26 protein-coding genes are annotated in these 22,609 nt (G+C 59.9%); 7 read left to right on the plus strand and 19 right to left on the minus strand.

Translation table 11 applies throughout. From position 1 onward, the window contains the following. The 10 genes from P9273_RS32450 to P9273_RS29625 all read right to left on the minus strand — a co-directional run bounded on the left by P9273_RS32450 (nt 1) and on the right by P9273_RS29625 (nt 8,818). Nucleotides 1–243: a DUF4236 domain-containing protein gene (locus P9273_RS32450; protein WP_442920269.1), complete on the minus strand. Its 243-nt coding sequence runs from the start codon at nt 241–243 to the stop codon at nt 1–3. A gap of 57 nt (nt 244–300) precedes the next feature. Then, nucleotides 301–1,350 (minus strand): hypothetical protein, encoded by a 1,050-nt coding sequence (locus P9273_RS29585; RefSeq protein WP_278052024.1) that lies wholly within the window; start codon nt 1,348–1,350, stop codon nt 301–303. After that, nucleotides 1,347–2,660 (minus strand): hypothetical protein, encoded by a 1,314-nt coding sequence (locus P9273_RS29590; RefSeq protein ID WP_278052026.1) that lies wholly within the window; start codon nt 2,658–2,660, stop codon nt 1,347–1,349. Before P9273_RS29590 ends, P9273_RS29585 begins: the two co-directional genes overlap by 4 nt. After that, nucleotides 2,660–3,322 (minus strand): hypothetical protein, encoded by a 663-nt coding sequence (locus P9273_RS29595; protein WP_278052027.1) that lies wholly within the window; start codon nt 3,320–3,322, stop codon nt 2,660–2,662. The genes P9273_RS29590 and P9273_RS29595 overlap by 1 nt, the downstream gene beginning before the upstream one ends. Nucleotides 3,323–3,470: 148 nt before the next feature. After that, on the minus strand, nt 3,471–5,027 hold the full coding sequence (locus P9273_RS29600; protein ID WP_278052028.1) for a hypothetical protein: 1,557 nt from the start codon (nt 5,025–5,027) through the stop codon (nt 3,471–3,473). Nucleotides 5,028–5,063: 36 nt separating this feature from the next. Continuing rightward, nucleotides 5,064–5,417, minus strand: a complete 354-nt coding sequence (locus tag P9273_RS29605) for a hypothetical protein (protein WP_278052081.1) — start codon at nt 5,415–5,417, stop codon at nt 5,064–5,066. Further along, on the minus strand, nt 5,350–7,368 hold the full coding sequence (locus tag P9273_RS29610; RefSeq protein WP_278052030.1) for a hydantoinase/oxoprolinase family protein: 2,019 nt from the start codon (nt 7,366–7,368) through the stop codon (nt 5,350–5,352). The genes P9273_RS29605 and P9273_RS29610 overlap by 68 nt, the downstream gene beginning before the upstream one ends. Beyond that, nucleotides 7,365–7,706: a ferredoxin FdxA gene (gene fdxA / locus P9273_RS29615; protein WP_278052031.1), complete on the minus strand. Its 342-nt coding sequence runs from the start codon at nt 7,704–7,706 to the stop codon at nt 7,365–7,367. The genes P9273_RS29610 and fdxA overlap by 4 nt, the downstream gene beginning before the upstream one ends. Continuing rightward, a complete protein-coding gene (locus P9273_RS29620; protein WP_278052032.1) occupies nt 7,703–8,116 on the minus strand; it encodes a group III truncated hemoglobin in 414 nt (137 codons plus the stop codon). The genes fdxA and P9273_RS29620 overlap by 4 nt, the downstream gene beginning before the upstream one ends. Nucleotides 8,117–8,137: 21 nt before the next feature. Next, the gene (locus P9273_RS29625; protein WP_278052033.1) at nt 8,138–8,818 is read right to left on the minus strand and encodes a CBS domain-containing protein; all 681 of its coding nucleotides are present in this window, start codon (nt 8,816–8,818) and stop codon (nt 8,138–8,140) included. 382 nt (nt 8,819–9,200) lie between these two features. Here P9273_RS29625 and P9273_RS29630 point away from each other — a divergent pair, with 382 nt between their 5' ends. The 4 genes from P9273_RS29630 to P9273_RS29645 all read left to right on the plus strand — a co-directional run bounded on the left by P9273_RS29630 (nt 9,201) and on the right by P9273_RS29645 (nt 11,631). After that, a complete protein-coding gene (locus P9273_RS29630) occupies nt 9,201–9,500 on the plus strand; it encodes an XRE family transcriptional regulator (protein WP_278052034.1) in 300 nt (99 codons plus the stop codon). 717 nt (nt 9,501–10,217) lie between these two features. After that, on the plus strand, nt 10,218–10,685 hold the full coding sequence (gene rnk, locus P9273_RS29635; protein ID WP_278052036.1) for a nucleoside diphosphate kinase regulator: 468 nt from the start codon (nt 10,218–10,220) through the stop codon (nt 10,683–10,685). 159 nt (nt 10,686–10,844) lie between these two features. After that, nucleotides 10,845–11,408: a nucleoside-diphosphate kinase gene (locus P9273_RS29640; protein WP_278052037.1), complete on the plus strand. Its 564-nt coding sequence runs from the start codon at nt 10,845–10,847 to the stop codon at nt 11,406–11,408. 94 nt (nt 11,409–11,502) lie between these two features. Continuing rightward, nucleotides 11,503–11,631, plus strand: a complete 129-nt coding sequence (locus P9273_RS29645; protein ID WP_278052038.1) for a hypothetical protein — start codon at nt 11,503–11,505, stop codon at nt 11,629–11,631. A gap of 86 nt (nt 11,632–11,717) precedes the next feature. Here P9273_RS29645 and P9273_RS29650 read toward each other — a convergent pair whose 3' ends face one another. Beyond that, the gene (locus P9273_RS29650; RefSeq protein ID WP_278052039.1) at nt 11,718–12,179 is read right to left on the minus strand and encodes a LysR substrate-binding domain-containing protein; all 462 of its coding nucleotides are present in this window, start codon (nt 12,177–12,179) and stop codon (nt 11,718–11,720) included. Between the two features lie 497 nt (nt 12,180–12,676). Between P9273_RS29650 and P9273_RS29655 the strand changes: the two genes are divergently transcribed. The 3 genes from P9273_RS29655 to P9273_RS29665 all read left to right on the plus strand — a co-directional run bounded on the left by P9273_RS29655 (nt 12,677) and on the right by P9273_RS29665 (nt 15,703). Further along, nucleotides 12,677–13,336, plus strand: coding sequence for a 5-formyltetrahydrofolate cyclo-ligase (locus P9273_RS29655; RefSeq protein WP_278052040.1), 660 nt, complete (start codon nt 12,677–12,679; stop codon nt 13,334–13,336). A 106-nt stretch (nt 13,337–13,442) separates the two neighbouring features. After that, nucleotides 13,443–15,038, plus strand: coding sequence for a cytochrome c oxidase subunit I (gene ctaD, locus P9273_RS29660; RefSeq protein WP_278052041.1), 1,596 nt, complete (start codon nt 13,443–13,445; stop codon nt 15,036–15,038). A gap of 35 nt (nt 15,039–15,073) precedes the next feature. Further along, nucleotides 15,074–15,703 carry a Tim44/TimA family putative adaptor protein gene (locus P9273_RS29665; RefSeq protein WP_278052042.1) on the plus strand — a complete coding sequence of 210 codons (630 nt, stop codon included), beginning with the start codon at nt 15,074–15,076 and terminating at the stop codon, nt 15,701–15,703. 124 nt (nt 15,704–15,827) lie between these two features. Here P9273_RS29665 and P9273_RS29670 read toward each other — a convergent pair whose 3' ends face one another. From P9273_RS29670 to P9273_RS29705, 8 genes are all read right to left on the minus strand, one after another. After that, entirely contained in the window at nt 15,828–16,649 is an 822-nt protein-coding gene (locus P9273_RS29670; RefSeq protein WP_278052043.1) for a universal stress protein, read from the minus strand. 188 nt (nt 16,650–16,837) lie between these two features. Further along, a complete protein-coding gene (locus P9273_RS29675; protein WP_278052046.1) occupies nt 16,838–17,128 on the minus strand; it encodes a hypothetical protein in 291 nt (96 codons plus the stop codon). 81 nt (nt 17,129–17,209) lie between these two features. After that, on the minus strand, nt 17,210–18,739 hold the full coding sequence (locus tag P9273_RS29680) for an FAD-dependent oxidoreductase (protein ID WP_278052079.1): 1,530 nt from the start codon (nt 18,737–18,739) through the stop codon (nt 17,210–17,212). Between the two features lie 178 nt (nt 18,740–18,917). After that, complete coding sequence (gene fsa, locus P9273_RS29685) at nt 18,918–19,574, minus strand: fructose-6-phosphate aldolase (RefSeq protein WP_278052047.1); 657 nt, start codon at nt 19,572–19,574, stop codon at nt 18,918–18,920. A 123-nt stretch (nt 19,575–19,697) separates the two neighbouring features. Then, complete coding sequence (locus P9273_RS29690; RefSeq protein WP_278052048.1) at nt 19,698–20,069, minus strand: DUF488 domain-containing protein; 372 nt, start codon at nt 20,067–20,069, stop codon at nt 19,698–19,700. Then, nucleotides 20,066–20,275 (minus strand): hypothetical protein, encoded by a 210-nt coding sequence (locus P9273_RS29695; RefSeq protein WP_278052049.1) that lies wholly within the window; start codon nt 20,273–20,275, stop codon nt 20,066–20,068. The genes P9273_RS29690 and P9273_RS29695 overlap by 4 nt, the downstream gene beginning before the upstream one ends. 37 nt (nt 20,276–20,312) lie before the next feature. Then, on the minus strand, nt 20,313–20,699 hold the full coding sequence (locus P9273_RS29700) for a c-type cytochrome (protein WP_336619410.1): 387 nt from the start codon (nt 20,697–20,699) through the stop codon (nt 20,313–20,315). Between the two features lie 140 nt (nt 20,700–20,839). Then, nucleotides 20,840–22,606 (minus strand): GMC family oxidoreductase, encoded by a 1,767-nt coding sequence (locus tag P9273_RS29705; protein ID WP_278052051.1) that lies wholly within the window; start codon nt 22,604–22,606, stop codon nt 20,840–20,842. Nucleotides 22,607–22,609: the final 3 nt, after the last annotated feature.

A 22,609-nucleotide genomic window follows, 5' to 3' on the forward strand; every position in this document is an offset into this window, starting at 1 on the left:
CTAGACGGTTGCGGCTGTATCTGCGGTGTTTGAGGCGCCGGCTGTCGAGCAACGTTTTTCGCGCCGGCCTTTCCGAGCGTCCCCCGATAGTAGAGACCGCCAACGCCCGCATGAATGTAGTGGCCTCGTGGACCCGTTCCGATCCGAAGCCCTTCTAACGCCTACTGAGACACCAACGCCGCCCGATGAGAAATTGAAAAGGAACGGCCCCGCACTGACCGATTTTCGAACGTAAAATCCCATCCCTCGATCCCCCCAACTCAATGCTGGCGTTCTAGCGCGCCAACGTCCTGCTCCGGCCTATGTCTTCGATCCCCCAGCCGGCGCCAGATCCGTTTCGCGTGAGCGCTGTCTCACCCTGATTTCAATTCGTCGTCTTGCCTTTACGTCGCCAGCCTGTGCTCCATCGGTCAGACGGTCGCCAGGCAATATCAGTTGGCCACCCGACATAGGCAGGATGGTGAACCCTTTCAGCTCGGGCATGTCGCGAAGGATGCTCGTGACCGAAATAGCACGCGCCAATCCAAGGCCCGCATTGTCTGCCGGATGTAGCTTACCAACCTCGACCTTTCCGGCCAAAACCGGTTGGAGATCTTTGTCCATGTTGGATGACGTTCCAGACATTGCTTGCTCGTCCGTGTGGCCGATCACCTCGATGACGTCGACGCCATACGAAGTCGCGATACTGGCGATGGTCTTCGACATGTCACGTAGTTTCGTCTTGAAGCCATCGGAAAGCTCCGCGCTACCGGATTCAAAATTATAGCCTTTAAGCTCGCTGAGGCTGATGATTGGTGGCCAATCGTGCGGTTTGGCGGCAATTGCGGCCTCGCTTGCCTTCTTCAGGGCTTCCGAAAGGTCCTTGGAGGTCTTGGCCGCGCCAACGTAGCCATATTCCTTCAACACCTTCATGTGCTCGATCATTACCCTGGCTTGGTCCACGTCGACGTCGTTCTCGGCAAGGACCTTGGTAACCGGTGCCGTTTTCACTACCTGTTCAACCGTTAGTCCCGCCTTCCTGATTGCTTCGACGGCCTCTTTCGCCAGGACAAGCTCGCGCCATTCCCGGTCGGGCACATTGCGGCCCGTCGCGGGTTTAATCAGCGCATTCAGTTGAGCAACCAACCGCTTGTTCTCCTCCTCGAGCTTGCGAACGTTCTCCTGGACGGATTGCGCGACCTTCAGTGCCTCCGCCGCCTCTTTCTCTTTCTTGGCTATGATGGCGCCGGCCGCCAACAGAAGGCAGAAAACGAGAAGCAGCATCGTCTCGGCCATCGTCAGGCCAAGGATCAGGCCGCGGCCATAGCCCTTGCGCTCGAAAGCGACTGATGTTCCGCCGATGTCGCTCACCTGCCCCACCAGCTGGATCTTCTCGGCGTTTCAACTTTCTCTGCTTGCGGCGTGCCGCTCAAAGTTTGGAAGGTATCGCCTTGCGGGCTCTCGGCAATCTTGATCGGCGCCTCTTCGCCGACACTAGCCGGAGGCGTCACCGAAGGCGCCGGCTCGATTGCTATTGTGCCGTTGGTGGAGTGGTCCGATCGCGAGACGTGGAGACTCCTTTCCGCGAGCGTTGCGACGAGCTCGCTTGTGTCCTTGCTTTGCTTTTGGACCACCGCCGCAAGCGCCTGAGTCACGTTCTGCTGGGCTTGAACAGTCTCGGCAGTCTTCTCCGCGGCAGCCGCGGCCCGCTCCACGCCACTCGCGACCTTGGCCACGGCATCGGCGAGACTGGTCATGCGAGCTTGCTGCTCCTGCGAGGCGGTCTCGGTCTTCACGGCATACTGCGCGACCGCGCTGCCCAGCATCTTCACCATCGGCGCCAAATCGTTCTTCAGCACCTCGTCAGGAACGACCACCTTCTCCAGCTTCGTGGCCACCGTGTCAGCTTGCGCGCCGAGTTTGCTCACCGACGTGGACATCGAGCCATTGGCTTTGTCGAGCAAATCGGCGGCCGCCTCGACGCGCTGCGCAATCGACGAGAACTGACTTTCGACCTGGCCGAAATTGTCCTTAAGTGCGTCGCTGAGTTTGCCTGATGCCTCCTGGACCGGCTTGATCGCTTCCATTGCGATCTTGTCCAAGGCGGATCTAATGTGCTCGCCGTTACGCTCCGCCTGCGCGGCAATCTCCGCGAAGCCCTCTTCCAGCATTTGATGGCTGACACGGCGAAAGTCCGCAAACTCCCTCGTCACGCTTTCCATCTCAGCTCTTACTCGCCGCGTCATGTCAGCGAGCTCGTGCCTCGCCGTCCGCTCAATATCGGCAGGGTCGCGGCGCATCTGGTTGTAGAAAATTCTGAGCGCGATACCGGTGATCGTCGATGTCACTGCGATACCGAAGTTCCTAACGATGGTTTCAGTCGAACCTTCCGAACCAAACTGAAACAACGACACCCCAAGGCTCGTCAGCGTGTATAGGAAGCCCATGTAGTAGAGGTTGTCTCCGGTTTGCTCATCGTGAAGCCGGAGCTTGCCCGTGAAGACCGACACACCCAGATAGGAGAACATCAGGCAGACCGGTATGCCCGCCCCCACAATCGGGTTCACTCCAGACAGCTTGGCGACAGCGATGAAGACACAGCCGCCAAGGGTCAACGCCGCAAAGACAACCAGCGGAAAACCTGGATGGCCCAACAGGGCATGGTCGTGTTTTCTGGCCATCAGTTTAACCCCTCCAAGCCAACCAACTTTTCGAACTCGCCATGGTGATTTTGGACCCACTGCGTCCAGAACTCGGCGTGGTCGAGCGACTGAAATGGCTTCTTCGCTCTGTCGATGTAGAGAATCGTGACGTTGACCCCATCGAGCGACGTGCCATAGGTCCGATCGGCGGCGCTATTGAGATACTTCTGGTAATCGAGGCCCGATCGGTACTGGGAATAAAGCGACGTGTGCTCGATCATGTCCGACGCGACAACCAACCGCTTTGCGCTGCCCGGTTTCGCCAAGTTGCTATCGAAGAGCGATAGCTTGATTTTCTGGATGCCGGCCATGATCGGCGATTGGCTCGCGGAGTCGCCATTCGGAATTTCGTCAGGAAGCTTGCTCAGGGGATCGCCGAAAGCGTCTTCCCATTTCTTCTGACGACGCGCAGGATTATTGGTCCAACTGTCCACCGTCGACCCATCGCCTGGGTTGCACCCGTCGAACATCACGGTCAGATCGCCGGGATTAGAGTTCAGGGTGTAAATCCTCACATAGCCGCCCGGCTCAACGCGCGCGATGGTCTTGCGGAACTCATTCTTCAGATCCGCCATCGTCGTTCCTGAAACCGGATCAGTGGCGTCGATCAGAACGGCGGTTAGACTGGTCGGCCCGCCCAACGGACAATTCGTGCTGATATCGATCTGCCCAGTGCCGGATCTAGACCACATCCAGCCAAAGCCGGCCAACATTGCGACCGATAAAATCCCTAGGGCGACAGCCGCGACGATCGTGCCCGCTTGGCCCTTCTTGCGCCTACGAGACCGCCTAGCCATTGCTCACACTGTCGGGATGAAGCTTGTCGAGATCCCGGTATTGTTCAATACCACGTTCACATTCTTGGCCGATCAGCCGAACCTGAGCGTTGAGCTCTTCCTGTGCGTCGCGGATCGATGCGCCAATGTCAGTCTCGCTCCACTCTCCCTCCCCCGAGACGTGGGGCTTTAACCGATCTAGCTTGTAGGGCGACCCAAAATGCTTGGGCGCCGGCTCCGCTCGGGCCTGGATGTTCGCTTCGCGGTATTTGGAAAGAAGCTGATTGCAAGCCCGCTCCAATTGGTCCTGATGCTGAGCAAAGAGTGCTAGAAGCCTCGAGCGATGATCAACAATCGCGCGATGCTCCCTGCGGCGACTGCCGAGTTCCTTGACGATGTCCTCAACCTTTTCGTTGTGATCGTCACGAACGTCCTGCAGCTCTTCGATCAGCTCCTTCTTGCGATCGATGTAGTCTTCGCGCCGGTGAACCAACCGATTCTCAACGCCCGCGTACCCTGGATACGGGTCGAACACGAACCAGCCGTCGATAAACGCGAAAAGCGAGAACATGAGCCCGATGCCAAAAAGCAACCAGGACTTCACGTCCGTCAGTCCCATCGGATCAGCACGCAGATGCCGAATAACCTCGACGCCTGCACCGTCAGCGAGCGACCCACTTACCTCACGATAATGAGCCAAGGCCAGATTTATGGTCACGGCCAGCGCAATGTAGAAAATGATCGAACCAATACCTACCAACTTCCAAAAAATGGACCGGTGGGTAACCAATCGGGCGCAGAAAACCGCCAGCAGCAAAGCGGCGCCAATGTTGATGAAAGAGAATGCCGCAGCCTCGAGGATGCCCCCAAAGAGCCCCTGTTCATTTCCCTTCGCAAGGAAGCTGCCGTTCATTGCAGTCTCGATGAGGAACAAGAACAGTAGCAGCGAGAGCCTAAACACGTGAGCTGCGCCGTGCTGCACGCGCGCGGCGCGAACCAAGCCGTGCTTTTCCTTGAACCAAGAGTGCTCTTTCTCAGCGTCCTTAAGAGCCCTCCTCAATCCGTGGAGTTCGTCCAGACCAATGGCCACCGAACCCTTGAAGTCCGTCACGCTGGCCGCATTCGCCTGGCGGATCAGACCGAATTGCTCTTCGAAATCTAGGCCGGCCAGACGGCCGCCGAGAAGCTGCAGGTTGTCCTCGAGGGTATGGTAGGAAGCCTTCTTCTCGTCCTCGACGCGTTCGATGATGGCATACTCGACATCGTCGAGATTCTTTGCGCTTTTGGGTGGCTGGTTCAGCTCGCCACGTTCCTTCCCCCGACCCGCGAGATCCATATCGCGAGCGATCTTGGTGACATCCAAGCTGCTGAACAGCTGGGTACTCGCCCGGAAATCGTGATTGGATTCGCGCAGAGATTCGCGCAGCCTGTTAAGCTTTTCGAATTTAGAGCCCACGCCCCTAGTACCCCAATTTTCGCCCGCCAGCAGTATGCTTCTATGCACAGTAGAACCAAAGGGCAACCGCGCATTCGCTACTGTCCACGTCAACGTCATAGAGACGTTCGTCATGGCACATTCTGCGCAAGTCGTGCCTCCCTCGCCATCTTAACCTGATGATGTAAATGACGCGACCGAACTCATACTATGGGCCAATCCGAGGCGGATCGTTGACGTTAGACTTTCAGGCATCTGCCACAGGCAGTGCCCATCCTCGGCGATCGTGCGCATCTGCGCCACAGCTTCCTCATCCCAGCGCGTGCTGCCGAGGACGACGAACGGGCGCTTGGCGTTGGCGAGCAGCATCTGCAGCGCATCGAGCTCGGCTTCGCATGAGCGGGTCTCGACCGGCGTGTGCAGGAGTGCTTCCGGAGCGGGATCCGCCTTGATCGCCTCAGGAAGCGACGCGTGGCCGGCCTGTGGCAGTCGCCACGACGGTGGCTTCGACGAAACTGCGCTCACCCTCGATCGTAGCCACCTTGATCTGCCGCGCGGTCTCGATCCGGACCCGATCGGTCCCGGCACGCTCGGCAAGGCTTGCCGCCAGGACGCGAACATGGGCCTCGGCCGCCTCCATCGCTTCGTCCTCGGTATCGAAATCGTCCAGCCGCTCGCCGGAATTCAGACGGAACAGCCCGACCTCCGGCTGGCTGACGCGAGCCTCCGCCGACATGCGCACCTGCCCAACGACCGCGCCCAGCGCATTCGCCACGTCGGCGTGTTCGGCGATATGGCAGTCATTGCCGATCAGAGGTGGGAGGCCGGCGTAGTGGAGTGATGCGGAGGCCCCGAGCCCGATCACCGGCCTGTCGAGTTCGATCGAAAGCCGCACCATTCCGCCGCGTTGCCGAACCGCCCTCTGGACCAGAGGATTGGCAACGGAGACCTCGCCGTCCAGCCCATCCTCGGCGAAGACCGTTTCCAGTACGGCTTCGGCCGAACGCCGTGTGACGCAGGAAAGGACCATCTCCGAAAATGCGTCAGCGTGTTTCGCGATATGGCGCCCCTGGCCGTCGCGCCTGCGCGCAAACAGCGCGGCGCCCAGCCGGGCCGCCGCAGGATCCCAGTTGGCTTGCCTGCCGACCACGTGGGCCGCATCGGATGGCGTGAAGCCGACGATGTGCACCAGACCGCGCGCAACCAGGCGATTGAGTGTCGCGACCTGTGAGGTCGACATGAGCAGGTCATCGAGCGTGGCGGGAATTGCCGAGATGCTAGCGTAGAGCCGAGTCTCCGTCGCCGTCAGGCCGGCTGCGAGCCGGTCTGGAACCCCCGTGCGCAAGGCAAAGCGACCATCGAGCCGCCCGGTGTTGGGCTTGAGCAATTGACGCTGCAGATCCTTGCGCACCGCGTCGCCATGATCCACGGCGGCCAGCGCCAGCGGCACGAGCCGCCGCGGGCCGAGCACGATCGCCGAAGTCAGCGACCGCTCCCGAAGCGAAACTTCCGAGTCTCCCCCGAGGCCCAAGGTGCGCATGGCGACAGCCTCTACCATGGTGCGCTGGCCGCCAACGGTCGCGCCTTCGGGATCGAGCCGCAGGCGACCGGCCTCCAGGACCGCGATGTCCGTGGTCGTGCCGCCGATGTCGGAAATCACCGCGTCGTCGAGGTTTGTCAGGTACCTGGCTCCGACCAGGCTGGCCGCTGGGCCAGACAGAATGGTTTCGATCGGCCGCGCACGAGCAAACTTTGTGGTGACCAACGTGCCGTCGCCACGCACCATCATCAACGGCGCCGCTATGCCGCGCTTCTCGAGAAAACCTTCTGTAGCATCGATAAGGCGGTCGATCATCGAGATGAGGCGCGCATTGAGAAGCGTCGTCAGCGCGCGTCGCGGCCCGCCAAGCTTTGATGAGAGTTCATGCGAACAGGTTACTGGAAGCCGGCTGCGCTCACGAATGAGTTCGCGCGCCGCGATCTCGTGTTCGGGATTGCGAACCGCGAAATAGGCCGCGACGGCGACCCCGGAAACAGTGTCGGCAAGCCCCGGCAAAGCTTTCTCCAGAGCGTCAAGCTCAAGGGCACGCGGTTCGCCGTGGACGTCATGGCCGCCTCGGCAGAAGACAACGGGATCAAACCCCAGCGCCTCCGACAAACCGCTCCTGGCAAGGTCGGCTTCGGCGAAGCCGACCATCACCAGGGCGACCCGGCCGCCCTGCCCTTCGATAAGCGCGTTGGTGGCAAGCGTCGTCGACATGGGCACCAGCTTGATCGCGGCGGGAGAGATGGCCGCTTTGCCAAGAACCGCGTCGACGGCGCCGGCGATACCTTGGGCGAGATCGTGCCGTGTCGTCAGCGACTTGGCCTTCGCGACAATTCCGGCGGCTTCGGACCAAAGGACGGCGTCCGTGTAGGTGCCACCCGTATCGATGCCGAGATAGAGCGGAAAGGCGTGTCCGATGGCCGCGTTCATTCGTCCCCCTGCCCTGGAATAGAGGAGAAGTAGCGAGGGAACTTGTCTGTTTCGCCGTCGTAGGTTTTCGCATCCGCGGGTGGATCGCGCTTGATCGTTATGTTCGGCCACACCGCCGCGTACTCCGCGTTCAGCATCAGCCAATCCCGAAGGTCGGGCACCGTGTCGGGAAAGATCGCTGCGGCGGGACACTCGGGCTCGCAGACGCCGCAGTCGATGCATTCGTCGGGATGTATGACGAGCATGTTCTCGCCTTCGTAGAAACAGTCGACGGGGCAGACCTCTACGCAGTCCATGTATTTGCATTTAATGCAGTTGTCGGTAACCACGAACGTCATGGGGCGCCTATCGGCGGCCAGGGCCGGTCCGGACGATAGAACAAGGCGAACTTGAGGCTTTCGGCGATGCGGACCGCCTTGCGCCAGAACAGGCTCGCTGTTTCGCTGTCCAGCAATTCGGCGCAACTTTCGCCAAACAGGGCGAGCCAGCGATCGAAAAGGCCGATCTCCAATCCTTCAATGCGTTTGTGGACCGCGACGGGCTGACCTTTGTAGCGACCGGTGGTCAGCATCACCGACGACCAGAAATCGTACATCTTTCGCAGATGCGGTTCCCATTGTTCCTGGATGACCCGCTCGAAGATCGGACCAAGTTCAGGGTCGGCTCGAACCTTGTCGTAAAACAGGTCCACGAGTTGACGGATTTGCTGTTCGGAAACCGCGGCAATGTCCTTGACTTCGATGCTCAATTTCTCAGTCCTCGCCCTGCCTCAAACCACCGCGTAGGCGAGGTCGAGGGGAACGCGGTGATCGTTCACCGCCCGAACCCCGGAGATGTTTTCGGCCAGAACGAGCGATGCCTTCCGTTCCTGTTCCGACAGATAACCGCCCCACAACGTGACCACGCCGTTTGTTACGGTCACGTCGGCTGCTCCGATCGATGGCCATGCTTCGGACCGTAGGGCACCGACAATTTCTCGCCTGATGCTCGAATCGTCACGGAATGAGACCGGGCGAGGCATGCTTTGCCTGGCGGACGCGAGCGCTCGCACGAGGTCTGCGCGAGCGACAACCCCCAGGGCGCGTTCGCCGCTAACGACGAAGACGCGCCGGGTGCGATTTACTTCCAGCAGCCCCGCGATTTCGTCGATCGGGGTCTGTGGTGAGACCGTGATCACCTGCTTTGTCATGACGTCGGTCACATGCGCGGAGTGCGACTTCAGATAGTCCGCCGCGAGCTGCGTGTTACGGCCGAAGAGATGGAACCACCAGGAACGCCGCGGCGCGGCCGTCCCTAGTTCCGCCCTGTGAACCAGATCCTCTTCGCTTACGATGCCAAGCATCACGCCTCGGTCGATCACTGCGACCGCGCTTAAACCGCGCGTGACGAGAAGACTGCACACTTCGTCCAACGTGCTGTATGGCCCGACCGCGACGACCGGTGACCTCATGATATCTCTTGCAGTCAGCGTCCGTTCTCTGTCGGGAGGGCGAACACAAGGCCACGAAAGCACCTGATGGCTATCGCATTTGGACCTATCCATGGCATACGCGCCTCATCGCGCCCGAGACTTGACACGTCCTCGATTTAAACCGTCGCGCCGACCGCCGAATGTGGAGAAAGCTTCCTCTTTTAGTTTATGCAACTCAAACGAAATTTATTGCGGCTTTAACGCAACTTTCTTGCATCAAAATTTTGTTTCCCGAGGGGTGGCATCGACCCTTCCCTTTTGCGGACTCGATATCCATTCTGAGGAGATTGAGCCGCAGCGTGAGAGCATGATGGTTTTGCAGTGACGGCTCGCGAAAGCGTCTGGAACAGGGGATCTTACGATGATCACTGGTGCCCAATGCCGCGCCGCTCGCGCACTGGTCGAATGGACCCGTGAAAAGCTCGCCAGCAATTCGGGTGTGGATGGGTTGGTCATCGAAGAGTTCGAGCGGCGTATCACCCTTCCGGACCAGGAAATCTGCGACATGCTTCAGACCACGCTCGAACAGGCCGGCGCTATTTTCATTGACGAGAACGGCGGCGGTATCGGTGTTCGCCTGAAACTCAACCGCTCGGAGGTCAAAAGGATCGGCGTCCTGGAGAATGAGGGCGGTATCGTTGGAACGGACGCCGTTCCATAAGCTCCGGCTTTGGAGCAGCGACCAATTCACGATCTCCTCCTCGATCACAATTTCAGGGGCGACCGGATAGTCACGGAGAGCGTCATGAAGGTCATATGGAGTGATCTCACCGAAGAGGAGCAAATAGCGCTTAAGCGCATGAATCGCGGACCCTACCCGGCTCTATCGAAAGAATTGGCCGAACGGCTTGTCTTCCTAGGACTGGCGGAAATGAGACCGCACGGGACCGGAACAAACAGGACTGGAAGAGAGCTGGTGATAAATACGTTGCTTGGCGCTCGCTTCGAATAACTCAAGGCGGCCTCCGCCGCGGTTGCAGTGTGTCCGCCACGCCGCGGTGCAAAGCATGGTTGGTTGCTCGGACGCATTGGATGCAAGCGGAAGATCCGTTAGGCGCGTCCGAAATCTCGGCTAAATTTCAAACTGAGACACTACCGTGAGGGGTTGCCTTGACTTCCGCAATTGCTTCCCCAACTATGTGCTTATGAACGCCGCCGCTAAAATTCTTTGCGATTTTCTTTTCCGGGTTTGCCCCATCGCGGGATCTTAACCCCCGGCTCGGCTGCCATGTGCCCCGAGCCGAGGGGCCGACTTTCATCGACATGATCCGCAGGGCTGCACGTCTCCGCGCATCGCCGCCTTGAATAAAAATCTCCCGAATTGGCCAGTTTCCGCCACCGTGATGGCGGCTGACCGTTAGAGCTATGAGAATTCGAAATGCTGCACAACACAAGAACCCCGCGTAAGCCGAAAATCCGGATCTCCCAGTCCGACCATGCGCGTTTATCAGCGCTGGCGAGCACGTTTGCCGCGCGAAACCCCGAAGCGTCTGACGAGCTCCTGGCAGAACTCGAGCGTGCGCGCGTCGTCGCCGATGGCTGGGTCTCTTCCGGCACTGTCCGGATGGGCTCAACCGTGACGTTCAAGCCCGACTCCGGCGATCGGAAAACGGTCACGCTGGTTTATCCGGGTGAAGCGGACATTTCTGCAGGCAAGGTTTCAATCCTGACGCCGATCGGCACGGCCCTGATCGGCCTCTCGGCCGGACAGTCGATCATGTGGACCGCCCGGGACGGGCGCAGGCATGAACTGCTGGTGCTTGGTGTAAGCAAACCCAGCGCGGAGGAAGTCGATGGCACCCAAAGCCTCGCCCCTCCGCCTCCAGCGGTCGCGGCGAGCCTCTAGACATGGGCGTCTCCTTCCGTCTCCTCAATCACGCAGGCAGTCTGATCGCGGGAGTCTGACCCCTGGGCCGGCCCGGTCCGGCGCAGGGGATCTTTCCACATCACCCGATCAATTGCTTGATGCCGGATCGCCTCTGACCGCTCCGGCTGGAGACATTTCATGTCCACTTCCGATAGCTGCCAACTGACCACCAAAGATTACACCATTCTCGAGGTGGTAAGGGACCGTCATCCAATGCGCAATGAAACCTTCTGGGCTATTCTCCAACGAAAGATCTCGACTGCTGTCGTAATGTTTCGGGATGACATCCCGCCAAACGTCGTGACACTCAACAGCCGCGTGGCCTATCGGGTGAACGACGGCCCTGCCGAAACCCGCATCATCGCACATGACCAGATGCGTGGCCTGGTTGGCATGCTGTTGCCCATAACCAATCTGCGCGGCCTGGCGTTGCTTGGTCTGGCCGAAGGGCAGTCGATCTCCATTCCGACTGCGGGCGGTCACCTGGAGACACTGACCGTGCATGAAGTGGTCTATCAACCGGAAGCCGCAAGGCGCGAGAGGCTGAAGCTCGCGGGAGTTGTTGCGTCGGAACCGCGGCGGCCGAGCGAGCCGGGCCTTCGCGTTGTCCATCGTTCCGATGAACCGTGCGACAAACCTCGCAACGAGGTTCCGGCGGCCTTCGACGTCGGGTTCGACGACCCGGGTCCGTCGGCTGCCTGAGAATTCGACTAGTCGGAAAGCCATGAAGGCTGATGGAAAAGCGCTTCCGTCAGCCCTCGCCTGTACCAAGTGCAAACGAAAACTAGGATTTGATATGGATGATTTCGACAACCAGGAAGGTGCCAAGCCTGAAGATGTGCGAGCCGCATTGAGAGGCTGGGCATTCTTCGCCGTTCTAATGACCGGCGTCTTTGGCTTGGCTTACGCTTTGGTCGAAATGTAGATGACCGACGAAGCTGACCAGCTGTCATTGCAGTCTTCGCAATCGTTCCAGTAGCGTGAAACTATGCTTCCCGCCGGGAGCAGCTATCATTTCACAACTTGCTTCAGGCCGCGTAGAGCCTCCTGAATGTCGGTTCGCGTCTCGCTTGCTTCCGGATAGACAGCATAGGCCGGATAGGTGAATTCCGGCGCGCCTTCAACGACCCCCAACTGCCCCGCCTCGATATGAGGAGCTGCGGCGCCCCGGCGGAAATAGCACATGCCGCCGGCGCGCAGGATATAGCTGAGCCCCAGCGGCCCAAGGCCAACAAGCAACCCAGGCTCTCCAAAAGTGGTCGAACTTGCGTGGTGCTGCGCTGCAAACAGCGGTCCCCAATCGACATAGACGTAGTCTTTCGCACCAGCCGGTTCCTCGTTCCTTGTTCTCACGAGAACGAGCTGCTCTTCGACCAGCAGCTCCACCTTGAACCCTGGCAACAGCTTCGGCGCGTAAAGCACAGCGATGTCCAGAACACCCGTTCTGAGCTGATCGAGAAGTTGGTCCGGCACCCCCCACCTGGGCATGGATAGCAATCTCTGGCTTGGCCTTCTTCATCCACACCAGCCAGTCGAGCAGCAGCGGGTTCCACAAACTGAGCTCGCCGCCCAACGCCACCACGCTTGTCCGTCCCGACGGGATGGCAAGCTGATGTCGGGCACGCTCCCAGATTTGAGCGAAAGACTGGGCAAAGCGCTCGAACTCGCGTCCGGACGGCGTCAATTGCGCGCCGTTGCGGTTTCGGATGAAAAGCTGACGACCAAGTTCCTCCTCCAGCGTGCGTATGCGCGCGCTCACCGTGGTCTGCGTGACATGAAGGCGATCCGCGGCCTTCAGGAAACTACCGAATGGACAATCTCAAGGAACGTGCGGGCGCGATCGATGTCCATCTGATCTCCCATGAGTGCAATATTTTTGCACTCATACAGCATTTAATTCCGTTTGCCTTCCTGTTTCGTGCGGAGCACGCTGCAGCAAACGTGCGGGGCGCACGGAAACGGAGCTGGCCATGGCCGAGAAAAGTGACAGCGACACCGAAATCCGGGAGTATGCATCTCCGCCCTGCTACGCGCATGAGCTTTCGCCCGAATATGGCGGACAATCGAAGCGGGAAGATTCCTGGAGCTGCGTCCTACGCTGGCGCAAGGCGGAACGGCAGAGGTTGATCGACGAGCGTCTCGCTATCGACGCCGACGAGAGGAAGAAAAGGTCGGACCGCATCGCTTCGCGTCTCGATCTTGCCATCGGCAAGGTCAGCGGACGCATCGTCAGCGGCTATTGGCCGTTCCGGGGCGAACCCGACCTTCGCAGCTGGGCGATCACGGTCATCGAGCGCGGCGGCAGAATCGCGCTTCCCGTCGTCATCAGGAAAGGCTGGCCGCTGGAATTCCGCATCTGGAGCCCGGGCGACCCGCTCGAGCGTGGCGTGTGGAACATCCTCGTCCCGTCACGCGGGCCATCGGTCGTGCCGGATGTCGTGATCGCACCGGTGGTCGGGTTCGACGGAGCGAATTACCGCCTGGGATATGGCGGCGGCTTCTTCGACAGAACGCTCGCGGCGATGCACAGGCGGCCGTTGGCCATCGGAGTGGGTTACGCCGAAAGCCGGCTCGAAACGATTCGTCCGCAGCCCCACGACATTGCGATGGACGCAATCGTCACGGACTGAAAACAGGAAGCAGACAGCGACTGGTTCCCCGCTCGCGACGGCGGCTGAATGCCGCCGATCGCGGCAACCATCCGGTTTGCCTGCAATGAAAGGCAGGTAGAACACCATGTCGACCTCAGCGGCATCCACCGAAGACCACAAGCCCCGGTTTTTCGTCAGATGGCTGTACTCGACCAATCACAAGGATATCGGGACGCTTTATCTGATCTTCTCCATCTTAGCGGGGATTCTCGGCACCGCGCTCTCGGTCTTGGTCCGAATGGAGCTCCAGGAGCCCGGGTTGCAGATATTCAGCGATCCGATGACCTACAATGTCGTGGTCAGTTCCCACGGCCTTATCATGATCTTCTTCGTGCTCATGCCGGCCCTGATCGGCGGCTTCGGCAACTGGATGGTGCCGATCATGATCGGAGCTCCCGACATGGCGTTTCCGCGCATGAACAATATTTCGTTCTGGCTGCTGGTGATGGCGTTCATCCTCTTCATCACCTCGATGTTCGTGCCGGGAGCGCCGGGCACGCTCGGCCACGGCGGCGGCTGGACGCTCTATCCGCCGCTTTCGACCTCCGGCCAGCCTGGTCCCGCAGTCGATCTCGTGATCCTTTCGATCCACCTTGCGGGAGCGTCATCGATCCTCGGCGCGATCAACTTCATCACCACCATCTTCAACATGCGCGCGCCGGGAATGACGATGCACAAGATGCCGCTGTTCGCCTGGTCGATGCTGGTGACGGCCTTCATGTTGCTGATGTCGCTGCCGGTGCTTGCCGGCGCGATCACGATGCTGCTCACGGACCGCAACTTCGGCACGACCTTCTTCGTCCCGGACGGCGGCGGTGATCCGATCCTTTACCAGCACCTGTTCTGGTTCTTCGGTCATCCGGAGGTCTACATCATGATCCTACCTGGTTTCGGTATAATCAGCCATGTCATCTCGACCTTCGCCAAAAAACCGATCTTCGGCTACATCGGTATGGCCTATGCGATGGTGGCAATCGGCATGATCGGCTTCGTCGTTTGGGCGCATCACATGTATACGACCGGCATCTCCGTCGACGCCCAACGTTACTTCGCCTTCGCCTCGATGGTGATCGCCGTTCCGACGGGCGTGAAGGTGTTTTCCTGGCTCGCCACGATGTGGGGCGGGTCGATTGAGTTCAAGACCCCGATGCTTTGGGCCATCGGCTTCGTCCTACTCTTCACCATAGGCGGTGTCACCGGGATCATAGTCGCAAGCCCCGGCATCGACCGCTCGTTGCACGACACCTATTTCGTGATCGCCCACTTCCACTATGTGCTGTCCCTGGGCGCGGTTTTCGCCATCTTCGCTGGCTTTTACTACTGGTTCCCGAAGATGACCGGCTACATGTACAGCGAAGCCTTGGGAAGACTGCATTTCTGGACGATGTTCTTAGGCGTAAATCTCGTCTTCTTCCCGCAGCATTTCCTCGGCATGGCCGGCATGCCGCGCCGCTATGCCGACTACCCCGATGCCCTCGCCGGATGGAATTTCGTCTCCTCGATCGGCGCCTACATCTCGACCGTGGGGCTGATCATCTTCTTCGTCGCAGTCGCGGAAGCCTTCAGCGGCAAGCGCCCGGCCAGCGCCAATCCATGGGGCGCAGGGGCGACCACGCTTGAATGGCAGCTGCCCTCGCCGCCGCCATTCCATCAGTGGGAAAGGCTGCCCCGCATCCACTGAGATGTGCATCTTCGACAAGTCGATGGGTGAATGTCATGAGCGAGACCACAGACCCGAACAACCAGATCCTTCTCGTTGCGATCCTCGCGCTTTATTGGGCAATGCTTGGGAGTTGGAGCCAGCTCTTCTCGCGCTGGAACGACGAGAGGGCCAAGCGGAACGCTGTGCCGCCGCAGCCGGACGTCAGCACCGAACACGTGTCCTGCGCGGACATGTCCCAGGATGCGCTTCGCAAGATCGACCCGGATTTCGACCTCGCTGCATTCCTATCAGGCGCCAGGAGGGCCTATGAAGCGATCCTGCGGGCGTTTGCGGATAGTGACATCCAGACCTTGAAGCGCCTTGTCGGATCGGAGGTGCTTGCCGCCTTCGAGCGAGAGATCGTCGAACGCCGGGATCGGCAAGAAATACTAGAGCTCACCTTCATAGGTACGGACGAAGCCAAGGTTGTCGACGCGTTCGTGGCGGATGGTGCCGCCGAGATCGTCGTTCGGTATGTTTCCGACGTGATCAGCACTACACGCTCTGCCGACAATGCAGTCGTCGCCGGGGATCCCCGGGAAATCTTCGAGATGATCGATACGTGGACGTTTGCCTGTCAAACCCAGTCAAGGAAGCGGAACTGGATGTTGATCGCCACCGAGGGCGAGCAACAACAAGCCTGAGTTCTTGCGATAGGGTCCGGCCGGCAGGCTTGTCACGGCGACGAGCAGCCAACTCAGCGGGGCTGGGATGCGTTCGCGAAGTCTGTCAGCCGGTGAGGATGCACTCCGCCATCGGTGCCGGCGATCAGTTCGACATGAGCCGGTTCAGCCGATCAGCTTCAAGTAGCGAGCGGGTAGCGCCGCCAAAGATCCACTCCCTGAACCTGCTGTGGCCGTAGGCGCCTGATATAACAAGATCCGCGTTCATTGCGCCGGCGACGTCGGCGATCGTTCCGCTATTGGATTTTTCCGGAAACACCTCCGCCTTGGCCTCTACGCCATGCACGTCCAGGAAGGCGACAACATCGTCGAGCCCGTTCCAGGTTTCGTCGGTTGGGCCGTCGTCGACCGTAATGACCCGAACCTCCTGAGCCATCTGCAAAAAGGGCATGGCATCTAGAACCGCGCGCCTGGCTTCACGCGTGTCCTTCCATCCGACCAGAACCTTGTTGATGCGGAAATTCTCCTGGTTGGTCGATGCCACAAAGACAGGCCGGCCGGCCTGAAGGATAAGATTGCCGAGGTCGGTGGAACGATAGGCGTTGCCGAAACTGGCACCCTCCGGCGAGGCTGTGACGATGAGATCGGCCAACCGCGCCGATTCGATCAGCAAGCGGGTCGGATTGCCCACGGCCCCACGCCATTGCGTATGAACCGTCGCGCCAGCAATGCTTTCGAACTGTGCGTGGAGGTCCTCGAGCCGTCGCTTGATGTTCTTGCGCTGGCGCATCATGCTCTCTCCTTCAAAGGCCATTCCACCTTCCATTACGACCGGCGGCGCGACGTCGGCCGCCGACAGACCTATCAGGCGCGCGTCGAAGCGCTGGGCGAGATCGACTCCGAGCTTGACGACAGGTTCAACCATCCCGTCGATGTCGAGGTTGAGAACGATCGACTTGTATTCCATATCGGCTTTCCTTCCGTTGGCTGAAGACGATGCCGGCTCGGCAAGCGGGAACGTCGACAGGTCTCGTCGCGAGACCTGGTTCGCAAGGCGGCAATGGCCGGAGGCCTGCCTCGTACGTTCCTGTAAACTCGATAAAGACGATCGTTGCGGTGAAGCGTACGCCGGCCGGCGCGATCGTCAGGTCCCGCCTACTCGAACATAATCCGAGCGGTGCCTCTTTTGGCGATCAAGGCTCTGCGAACTTCCTGAACCCGTTCAGCCTGTTGTTTGGTATAGGGACCCATCGGCCGCGTCTTTTCATTGCCGCGACGGACCTGGCAGTACCAGCGACCGCTGGCGGAGAAGATTTCGACCGACGTCGGCATCTGATGGGACTCTTGTCCGGCGACCTCCTTGGCGAACTCGACGATCTTTGAATGATGCTGAGTGGGCGCAATGATTTGCAAATCCCTGGCAACGTCCTGTTGCAATGCGGACATAGATCGGTCTCCTTTCGGTCACGGCGACATATTCGGCTGCGTCATTCTCGGTGCGTTCCCACCCGTGCTCGAGAGCGCGCTCTAGCTTGCCGTCTGGCGCTCCATTTCCAGCTCGGCCTCCAGACTTTCCAGGTCGCGGAAGATCGAGGCGACAGCGAGCGTGCGCCCCTCCCGTTTGAATCGGAGCAGGCAATCCCTGGCCGCGACGTCTCCATCGACCGAGATCTCGTCCCATCGCTCGGCATGGCCGACGTAGTTGATGGGCACTTCGTAATGCTGGCTCCAGAAGAACGGCACCGCCGCGAACTTCTCGCGATGGCCAAGCATGTTGAGTGCGGCGGTGCGACCTTGTCTCTCCGCAACCACCCAGTGCTCTACCCGAAGATTCTCGCCACTATGAGGATCGGGCCACCGGGCAATGTCGCCGGCCGCGAAAATTCCGGGCGCGCTTGTTTCCAAAAACGCGTTCACCGCGACACCGCGATCGAGTTTGAGTCTGGCCTTTTCGGCGAGCCCGGTGCGTGGCCTGACGCCCACGCCGGCCACGACGAAATCCGCCACCAACGTGCCGCCGCTGCTGAGTTTCATCTTGTTGCCGTCGATGCTGGTCGCAGTCGCCTCGAGATGGAAGACGACACCCTTCTCCTCATGGAGGTCGCGGATGAAGTCGCCCATCCGCGGACCCAGGGCCCGCTCCATAGGCCGTCTATCCGGCGCTACTACGTGAACGTCGATGCGGCGCGAGCGCAGCGCCGCCGCAACCTCCAGCCCGATGAAACTGGCGCCGAGCACGACGCAGCGTCGCGCATTCGAGGCCCGCTCGATGATCGCCTTGCAGTCGGCGAAAGAGCGCAGCGTGAGGACAAATGATTGCTCGGCTCCGGGGATAGCAAGCCGAACTGGTTCGGCCCCCGTGGCAAGCAGCAGCCTTTCGTAAGGAATCGTGCCGCCATCCGACAGGACAACCTCGCGGGACCGCGGGTCGATGCGGTCGACCTTCGTATCGAGGCGCAGGTCGATGTTGTTTTTCGAATAGAACTTCTCGCCGCGCAGCGGAATCCAGTCCTCCGGAGCCTTGCCGGCGAGATAGTCCTTGGAGAGGTTCGGTCTGTCGACGGGCGGCGCCTGGTCATCGCTGATCATGATGATGCTGCCCTGGTATTGCTCGCGCCGCAGTGTCTCGGCGGCAGCGAAACCGGCCGCGCCGCCGCCGACAATGATAATTCTCTCCGGAGCCGCGCCGCCATCTCGCACCACGGGTGCCGTTCGCTTGCGCTTCTCGACTACAAATATCTTGCCTTCTCGCTGTTCCACCGACCAGCAGGCGAGCGGGCTGAAGGCGGGCGCACGGAGGGCCTCGCCCGTGCGCAGATCGAAGCACGCGTGATGCCACGGACACCGAACCGTGTCTTCTGCTACCAGACCGTCGACGAGTGGCCCGCCGTAATGCGTGCATGTCGCGCTGACCGCGAATACCTCGGTCCCGCGGCGCACTAGCAGCACCTGCTCGTCGCCATATCTGCCGACCAGCCTACCGCCGTCGGTAAGGTCGGCGTGCGCGATACCTTGCCTCAAATCCGGTCCAGTCGGGTTACGTTGGTCTTGGGCCATTGCCTTCTCCCTTGGCGTTCCGGAATCGGAAGTGCCTTTGCGGTCGAGAAGCCGGAATTCCTTGATCACAGCCTTAGAATTCAGCGACAGTTTCTCGCCACTCCAGACATCCTGCAAACGAATTTAATCGGCAGTTGCGAGCAATTTTTATGATAGGAGCCGACAGGGTCGCGCACACTTACAGGATCGCTTGCCCCGTCTTGCTCCAGTCGGCAAGAAAAGATGCCAGACCCTTGTCGGTGAGCGGATGTTTGGCGAGGTTTCTAAGTACTGCTGGCGGCACGGTCGCGACATCGGCGCCTGCCATCGCCGCCTGTTTGACATGGAGGGGTGTGCGAATTGAAGACGCGAGGATTTCCGTCGCGAGGGAAGTGTCGTTGTCGTAGATCGTGCGAATTTCTCGGATCAGTTCCATCCCGTCCAAGCCGATGTCGTCGAGCCTGCCGACGAACGGCGAAATAAAGGTCGCGCCTGCCTTGGCTGCGAGCAGCGCCTGGTTGGCTGAAAAGCACAGCGTGACATTGACCTTGTGACCGAGATGAGCGAGCGCCCGGCAAGCCCTGAACCCATCCCAGGTGGATGGGACCTTGACGGCCACATTGGCGGCTATGCCCGCTAAACGCTCTCCCTCGGCGATCATACCGTCGAGGTCGGTCGCGGTGACTTCCGCTGAAACGGGGCCCTCGATCGTCTGGCAAATCTCCTTGATCACATCGCTGATCGGCCGACCGGTCTTCGAGACGAGCGACGGGTTCGTGGTCACCCCGTCGACAAAGCCTGCCGCGGCCAGTTCGCGAATTTCAGATATATCGGCTGTATCGATAAAGAATTTCATTGTGCGTCTCCTCGATGATTTGATGAACCTTCCTCCGTTTGGTTCCAGAAAAGTGATTTGGACCCGCTGTAGTGGTCACACGCCCCATGTCCTTGATGGCAAAGGCAGCTCGGCGCGACGTCTCTAGCGATGTCCCAGCAAAATCTCTCTCAGGACGACGGCATCGTTGTGGGCCTCGTCATGAGCCGAGTAGACGAGTGTGACAGCGCCGTGTCGTATCAGGTCGCGGAGCCGGTCGAGCTCGTTGCGATGTGCGTGGACTTCCGCCGTATATCTCCGACGGAATTCCTCCCAGCGGGCGGGATCGTGTCCGAACCATTTCCGAAGCTCTGTGCTTGGCGCGAGTTCTTTCATCCAGCAGTCGATGCCGGCGTCCATCTTCTTGACCCCGCGCGGCCAAAGCCGGTCAATCAGCACCCGCGTGCCATCGTCGGCAGCAGGGCTCTCATAGGCCCGCTTCAGTTTTATCCTCTCGTCGATGACTTTTCTGCTCATCCGTCCGTCTCCTTTTCGTTGACGGCATCGAGAAGCCTGGAGAACTCCTGGCGAAGGATCATCTCGTCGGCTTGATCGGATACGATGACGAAGATGCTGCCCCGATACCGCTCGATCCAGTGATGGCCGGTTCCGTGGCTGCGCAGGTAGTCACCGATCTGATGAACCGTCGAATACCCCAGGTCCTGATGCAGGAGGAATTTCATAAGATTGTGCTTTGCAAGAGGGCCAGACCTCCCTGGCTCAGGGGGAGGCCTTCTGCCCTTGAGCGTTGAACTGTCTCAGATAGGCGATCACATCGGCGATCTCCTGATCCTTGCTGAGACCGGCGAATGTCATCTTCGTGCCTGGCACCAACTTGCGCGGCGCGTGGAGATATGTGGTCAGCGTCGGTTCATCCCAGGTCAGGCCCGAATTCTTGTTCGCCGCGGAATAGTTGTAACCTGGGTAAGTGCCTGCCGCACGGCCAATGACGCCATTCAATACGGGCCCTACCCCGTTCTTGGCGTCGGGCCCGACCGCATGGCAGGCCATGCATCTCTTGAAGACCGAGGCGCCGGCGTCAGCATTGCCAGGAGATTTGTCCTGCGCCTGCGCATAGCCGACTGCGGTGAGAACCGCGGTCGTCAATCCAAATATCGTCGATCTCATCTTCGCGTGCTTTCAATCAGGGGCGGCTTGGCTGTCGTCAAGCCACCCTGGTTATGTCGGTATTCGAAACGCACAGTCTGCCGGATCCGAAGCGTGGGTCCGGACCCGGCAGACCTGCCTCAGGAGGGAACCAATGGGCCGGGGTTCTTCAGATAATTCTTGATCGCGTCCGCCGCCCAATAGGCAAGAGCGCCCACCGGTCCGGTCGGATTCTTCCCGGCGTTCTGCGGGAACACGCAAGCGCCGGTGACGAACACGTTCGGGACATCCCAGACCTGAAGATGTCTGTTCAGGACGCTGGTGGTGGGGTCGGCGCCGAAAACGGCCCCGCCGGTATTGTGGGTGCTCTGATAGGGAACGATGGAATAGGGCACCGGCGGAATGCTTCGATCGACCCTGATCGCACCCATCTCCTTGGCGATCTTCACGCAGATGTCGGCCTGACCGTTCATCTGCTTTACTTCGTTGTCTTGGAAATCGAACGTCATCCTCATCAGCGGACGTCCGAAGATGTCCGTATAGGTCGGATCGAGGCTGAGATAGTTCTGCCTGTAGGCCATCACCGCGCCTTGATTGCCGACGTTGGCCGCATGGTCATAGTTGTCGACCACTGCTTTCTTCCAGTCCGAGCCCCAGCGCGGCGTGCCATGGGGTGTCGGATGTGACTGGATAGGCCGGGCCCCCGAGTTGCTGCAACTGATACCGCCGCCGCCGATGTAACCGGCCTTCACGAAATCGTAGTTGTCGCCGTTGAAATCATCCATGCAGGTGCCGAGCGCGCCGGCGCCCATGAAGCGGTTCAGGATGGTCTTCTTGTCGAAGAAGGCGGTAGCCCCGCCGCCGCATTGGTAGGCATAGTTTCGGCCGACCACGCCTTTCCCCGTGGCGGGATCATAAGGAACGCCGATCCCCGACTGCAGCAGCAGGTTGACGTTGCCGAGCGCGTAAGCCGACAGGATGATGAGGTCGGCAGGTTGTTCGAACTCTCGCCCACGAGCGTCCAGATAGCTGACGCTGACGGCCTTCTTGCGGGTCGAATCGAGATTGACCTTCAGCACGATCGAATTTGTGCGCAGTTCGAAATTCGGATTCTTCAGCGCCAGCGGAATGACGGTGAAATGCGGGCTGGCTTTTGCATTCGCCTCGCAGCCGAAACGCTCGCAGTAGCCGCAGTAGTGGCATTGGCCGAACGCCACGCCATCGGGATTGACGTAATCCCGAGAGGCGTTGGACGAGGGGTTTGGAAAAGGATGGTAGCCGAGGTTGCGGGCCGCCTTCTCGAACATCACCATGCTCTGGGCGGAGATCATTGGCGGGTTGGGATAATCTTCCCTACGCGAGCCCTCGAAGATATTGCCGCCGTCGATCTTCTTGCCGTTGAGATTGCCGGCCTTGCCGGAGGTGCCGCAGGTCTTTTCGAACTTGTCATAATAGGGTTCGAGATCGTCATAGGTGATCGGCCAGTCCTGCAGGTGCATGTCAGAAGGGATGATCTTCTCGCCGTACTTGTCGACGGTCCGGGTGCGCGCCTGATGATCCCATTCGAGCCAGCGCCAGGTCACGCCGTTCCAGTGCACGCCGGCACCGCCGACACCCTGCCCCGGCAGGAAGGAGCCGAGTTGACGCATCGGCAGCGCCGTTTGCGATTTACTATTGCGGAATGTGATGGTTTCCCGCCGCACGTTCTGCATGAGGTCGTGGCGGGCGGCGTAGCGCAGTTCGTCGTGGATTTCAGGATCGATGAAGTCCGGATTGGTGTCACGCGGGCCTCCGCGCTCAAGGGCGACGATCTTGAGCTTGGTGGATGCAAGCTCCTTGGCAATGATACCGCCAGTCCACCCAAGACCGACAATCAGCACATCGACCGCGTTCAGTTTGGTGGCCATGTC

Origin of the sequence: Mesorhizobium sp. WSM4935 (assembly GCF_029625735.1) — a bacterium.
Taxonomy (GTDB): domain Bacteria; phylum Pseudomonadota; class Alphaproteobacteria; order Rhizobiales; family Rhizobiaceae; genus Mesorhizobium.

What these genes read in the sequence shown, in the direction of transcription:
- P9273_RS29665 (WP_278052042.1), top strand. Translation starts at nt 15,074, where the DNA reads ATGAGCGAGACCACAGACCCGAACAACCAGATCCTTCTCGTTGCGATC.
- ctaD (WP_278052041.1), top strand. Translation starts at nt 13,443, where the DNA reads ATGTCGACCTCAGCGGCATCCACCGAAGACCACAAGCCCCGGTTTTTC.
- P9273_RS29695 (WP_278052049.1), bottom strand. Translation starts at nt 20,275, where the DNA reads ATGAAATTCCTCCTGCATCAGGACCTGGGGTATTCGACGGTTCATCAG.
- P9273_RS29630 (WP_278052034.1), top strand. Translation starts at nt 9,201, where the DNA reads ATGATCACTGGTGCCCAATGCCGCGCCGCTCGCGCACTGGTCGAATGG.
- fdxA (WP_278052031.1), bottom strand. Translation starts at nt 7,706, where the DNA reads ATGACGTTCGTGGTTACCGACAACTGCATTAAATGCAAATACATGGAC.
- P9273_RS29610 (WP_278052030.1), bottom strand. Translation starts at nt 7,368, where the DNA reads ATGAACGCGGCCATCGGACACGCCTTTCCGCTCTATCTCGGCATCGAT.
- P9273_RS29680 (WP_278052079.1), bottom strand. Translation starts at nt 18,739, where the DNA reads ATGGCCCAAGACCAACGTAACCCGACTGGACCGGATTTGAGGCAAGGT.
- rnk (WP_278052036.1), top strand. Translation starts at nt 10,218, where the DNA reads ATGCTGCACAACACAAGAACCCCGCGTAAGCCGAAAATCCGGATCTCC.
- P9273_RS29600 (WP_278052028.1), bottom strand. Translation starts at nt 5,027, where the DNA reads ATGACGAACGTCTCTATGACGTTGACGTGGACAGTAGCGAATGCGCGG.
- P9273_RS29670 (WP_278052043.1), bottom strand. Translation starts at nt 16,649, where the DNA reads ATGGAATACAAGTCGATCGTTCTCAACCTCGACATCGACGGGATGGTT.
- fsa (WP_278052047.1), bottom strand. Translation starts at nt 19,574, where the DNA reads ATGAAATTCTTTATCGATACAGCCGATATATCTGAAATTCGCGAACTG.
- P9273_RS29645 (WP_278052038.1), top strand. Translation starts at nt 11,503, where the DNA reads ATGGATGATTTCGACAACCAGGAAGGTGCCAAGCCTGAAGATGTGCGA.
- P9273_RS32450 (WP_442920269.1), bottom strand. Translation starts at nt 243, where the DNA reads ATGGGATTTTACGTTCGAAAATCGGTCAGTGCGGGGCCGTTCCTTTTC.
- P9273_RS29690 (WP_278052048.1), bottom strand. Translation starts at nt 20,069, where the DNA reads ATGAGCAGAAAAGTCATCGACGAGAGGATAAAACTGAAGCGGGCCTAT.
- P9273_RS29675 (WP_278052046.1), bottom strand. Translation starts at nt 17,128, where the DNA reads ATGTCCGCATTGCAACAGGACGTTGCCAGGGATTTGCAAATCATTGCG.
- P9273_RS29655 (WP_278052040.1), top strand. Translation starts at nt 12,677, where the DNA reads ATGGCCGAGAAAAGTGACAGCGACACCGAAATCCGGGAGTATGCATCT.
- P9273_RS29705 (WP_278052051.1), bottom strand. Translation starts at nt 22,606, where the DNA reads ATGGCCACCAAACTGAACGCGGTCGATGTGCTGATTGTCGGTCTTGGG.
- P9273_RS29590 (WP_278052026.1), bottom strand. Translation starts at nt 2,660, where the DNA reads ATGGCCAGAAAACACGACCATGCCCTGTTGGGCCATCCAGGTTTTCCG.
- P9273_RS29640 (WP_278052037.1), top strand. Translation starts at nt 10,845, where the DNA reads ATGTCCACTTCCGATAGCTGCCAACTGACCACCAAAGATTACACCATT.
- P9273_RS29625 (WP_278052033.1), bottom strand. Translation starts at nt 8,818, where the DNA reads ATGAGGTCACCGGTCGTCGCGGTCGGGCCATACAGCACGTTGGACGAA.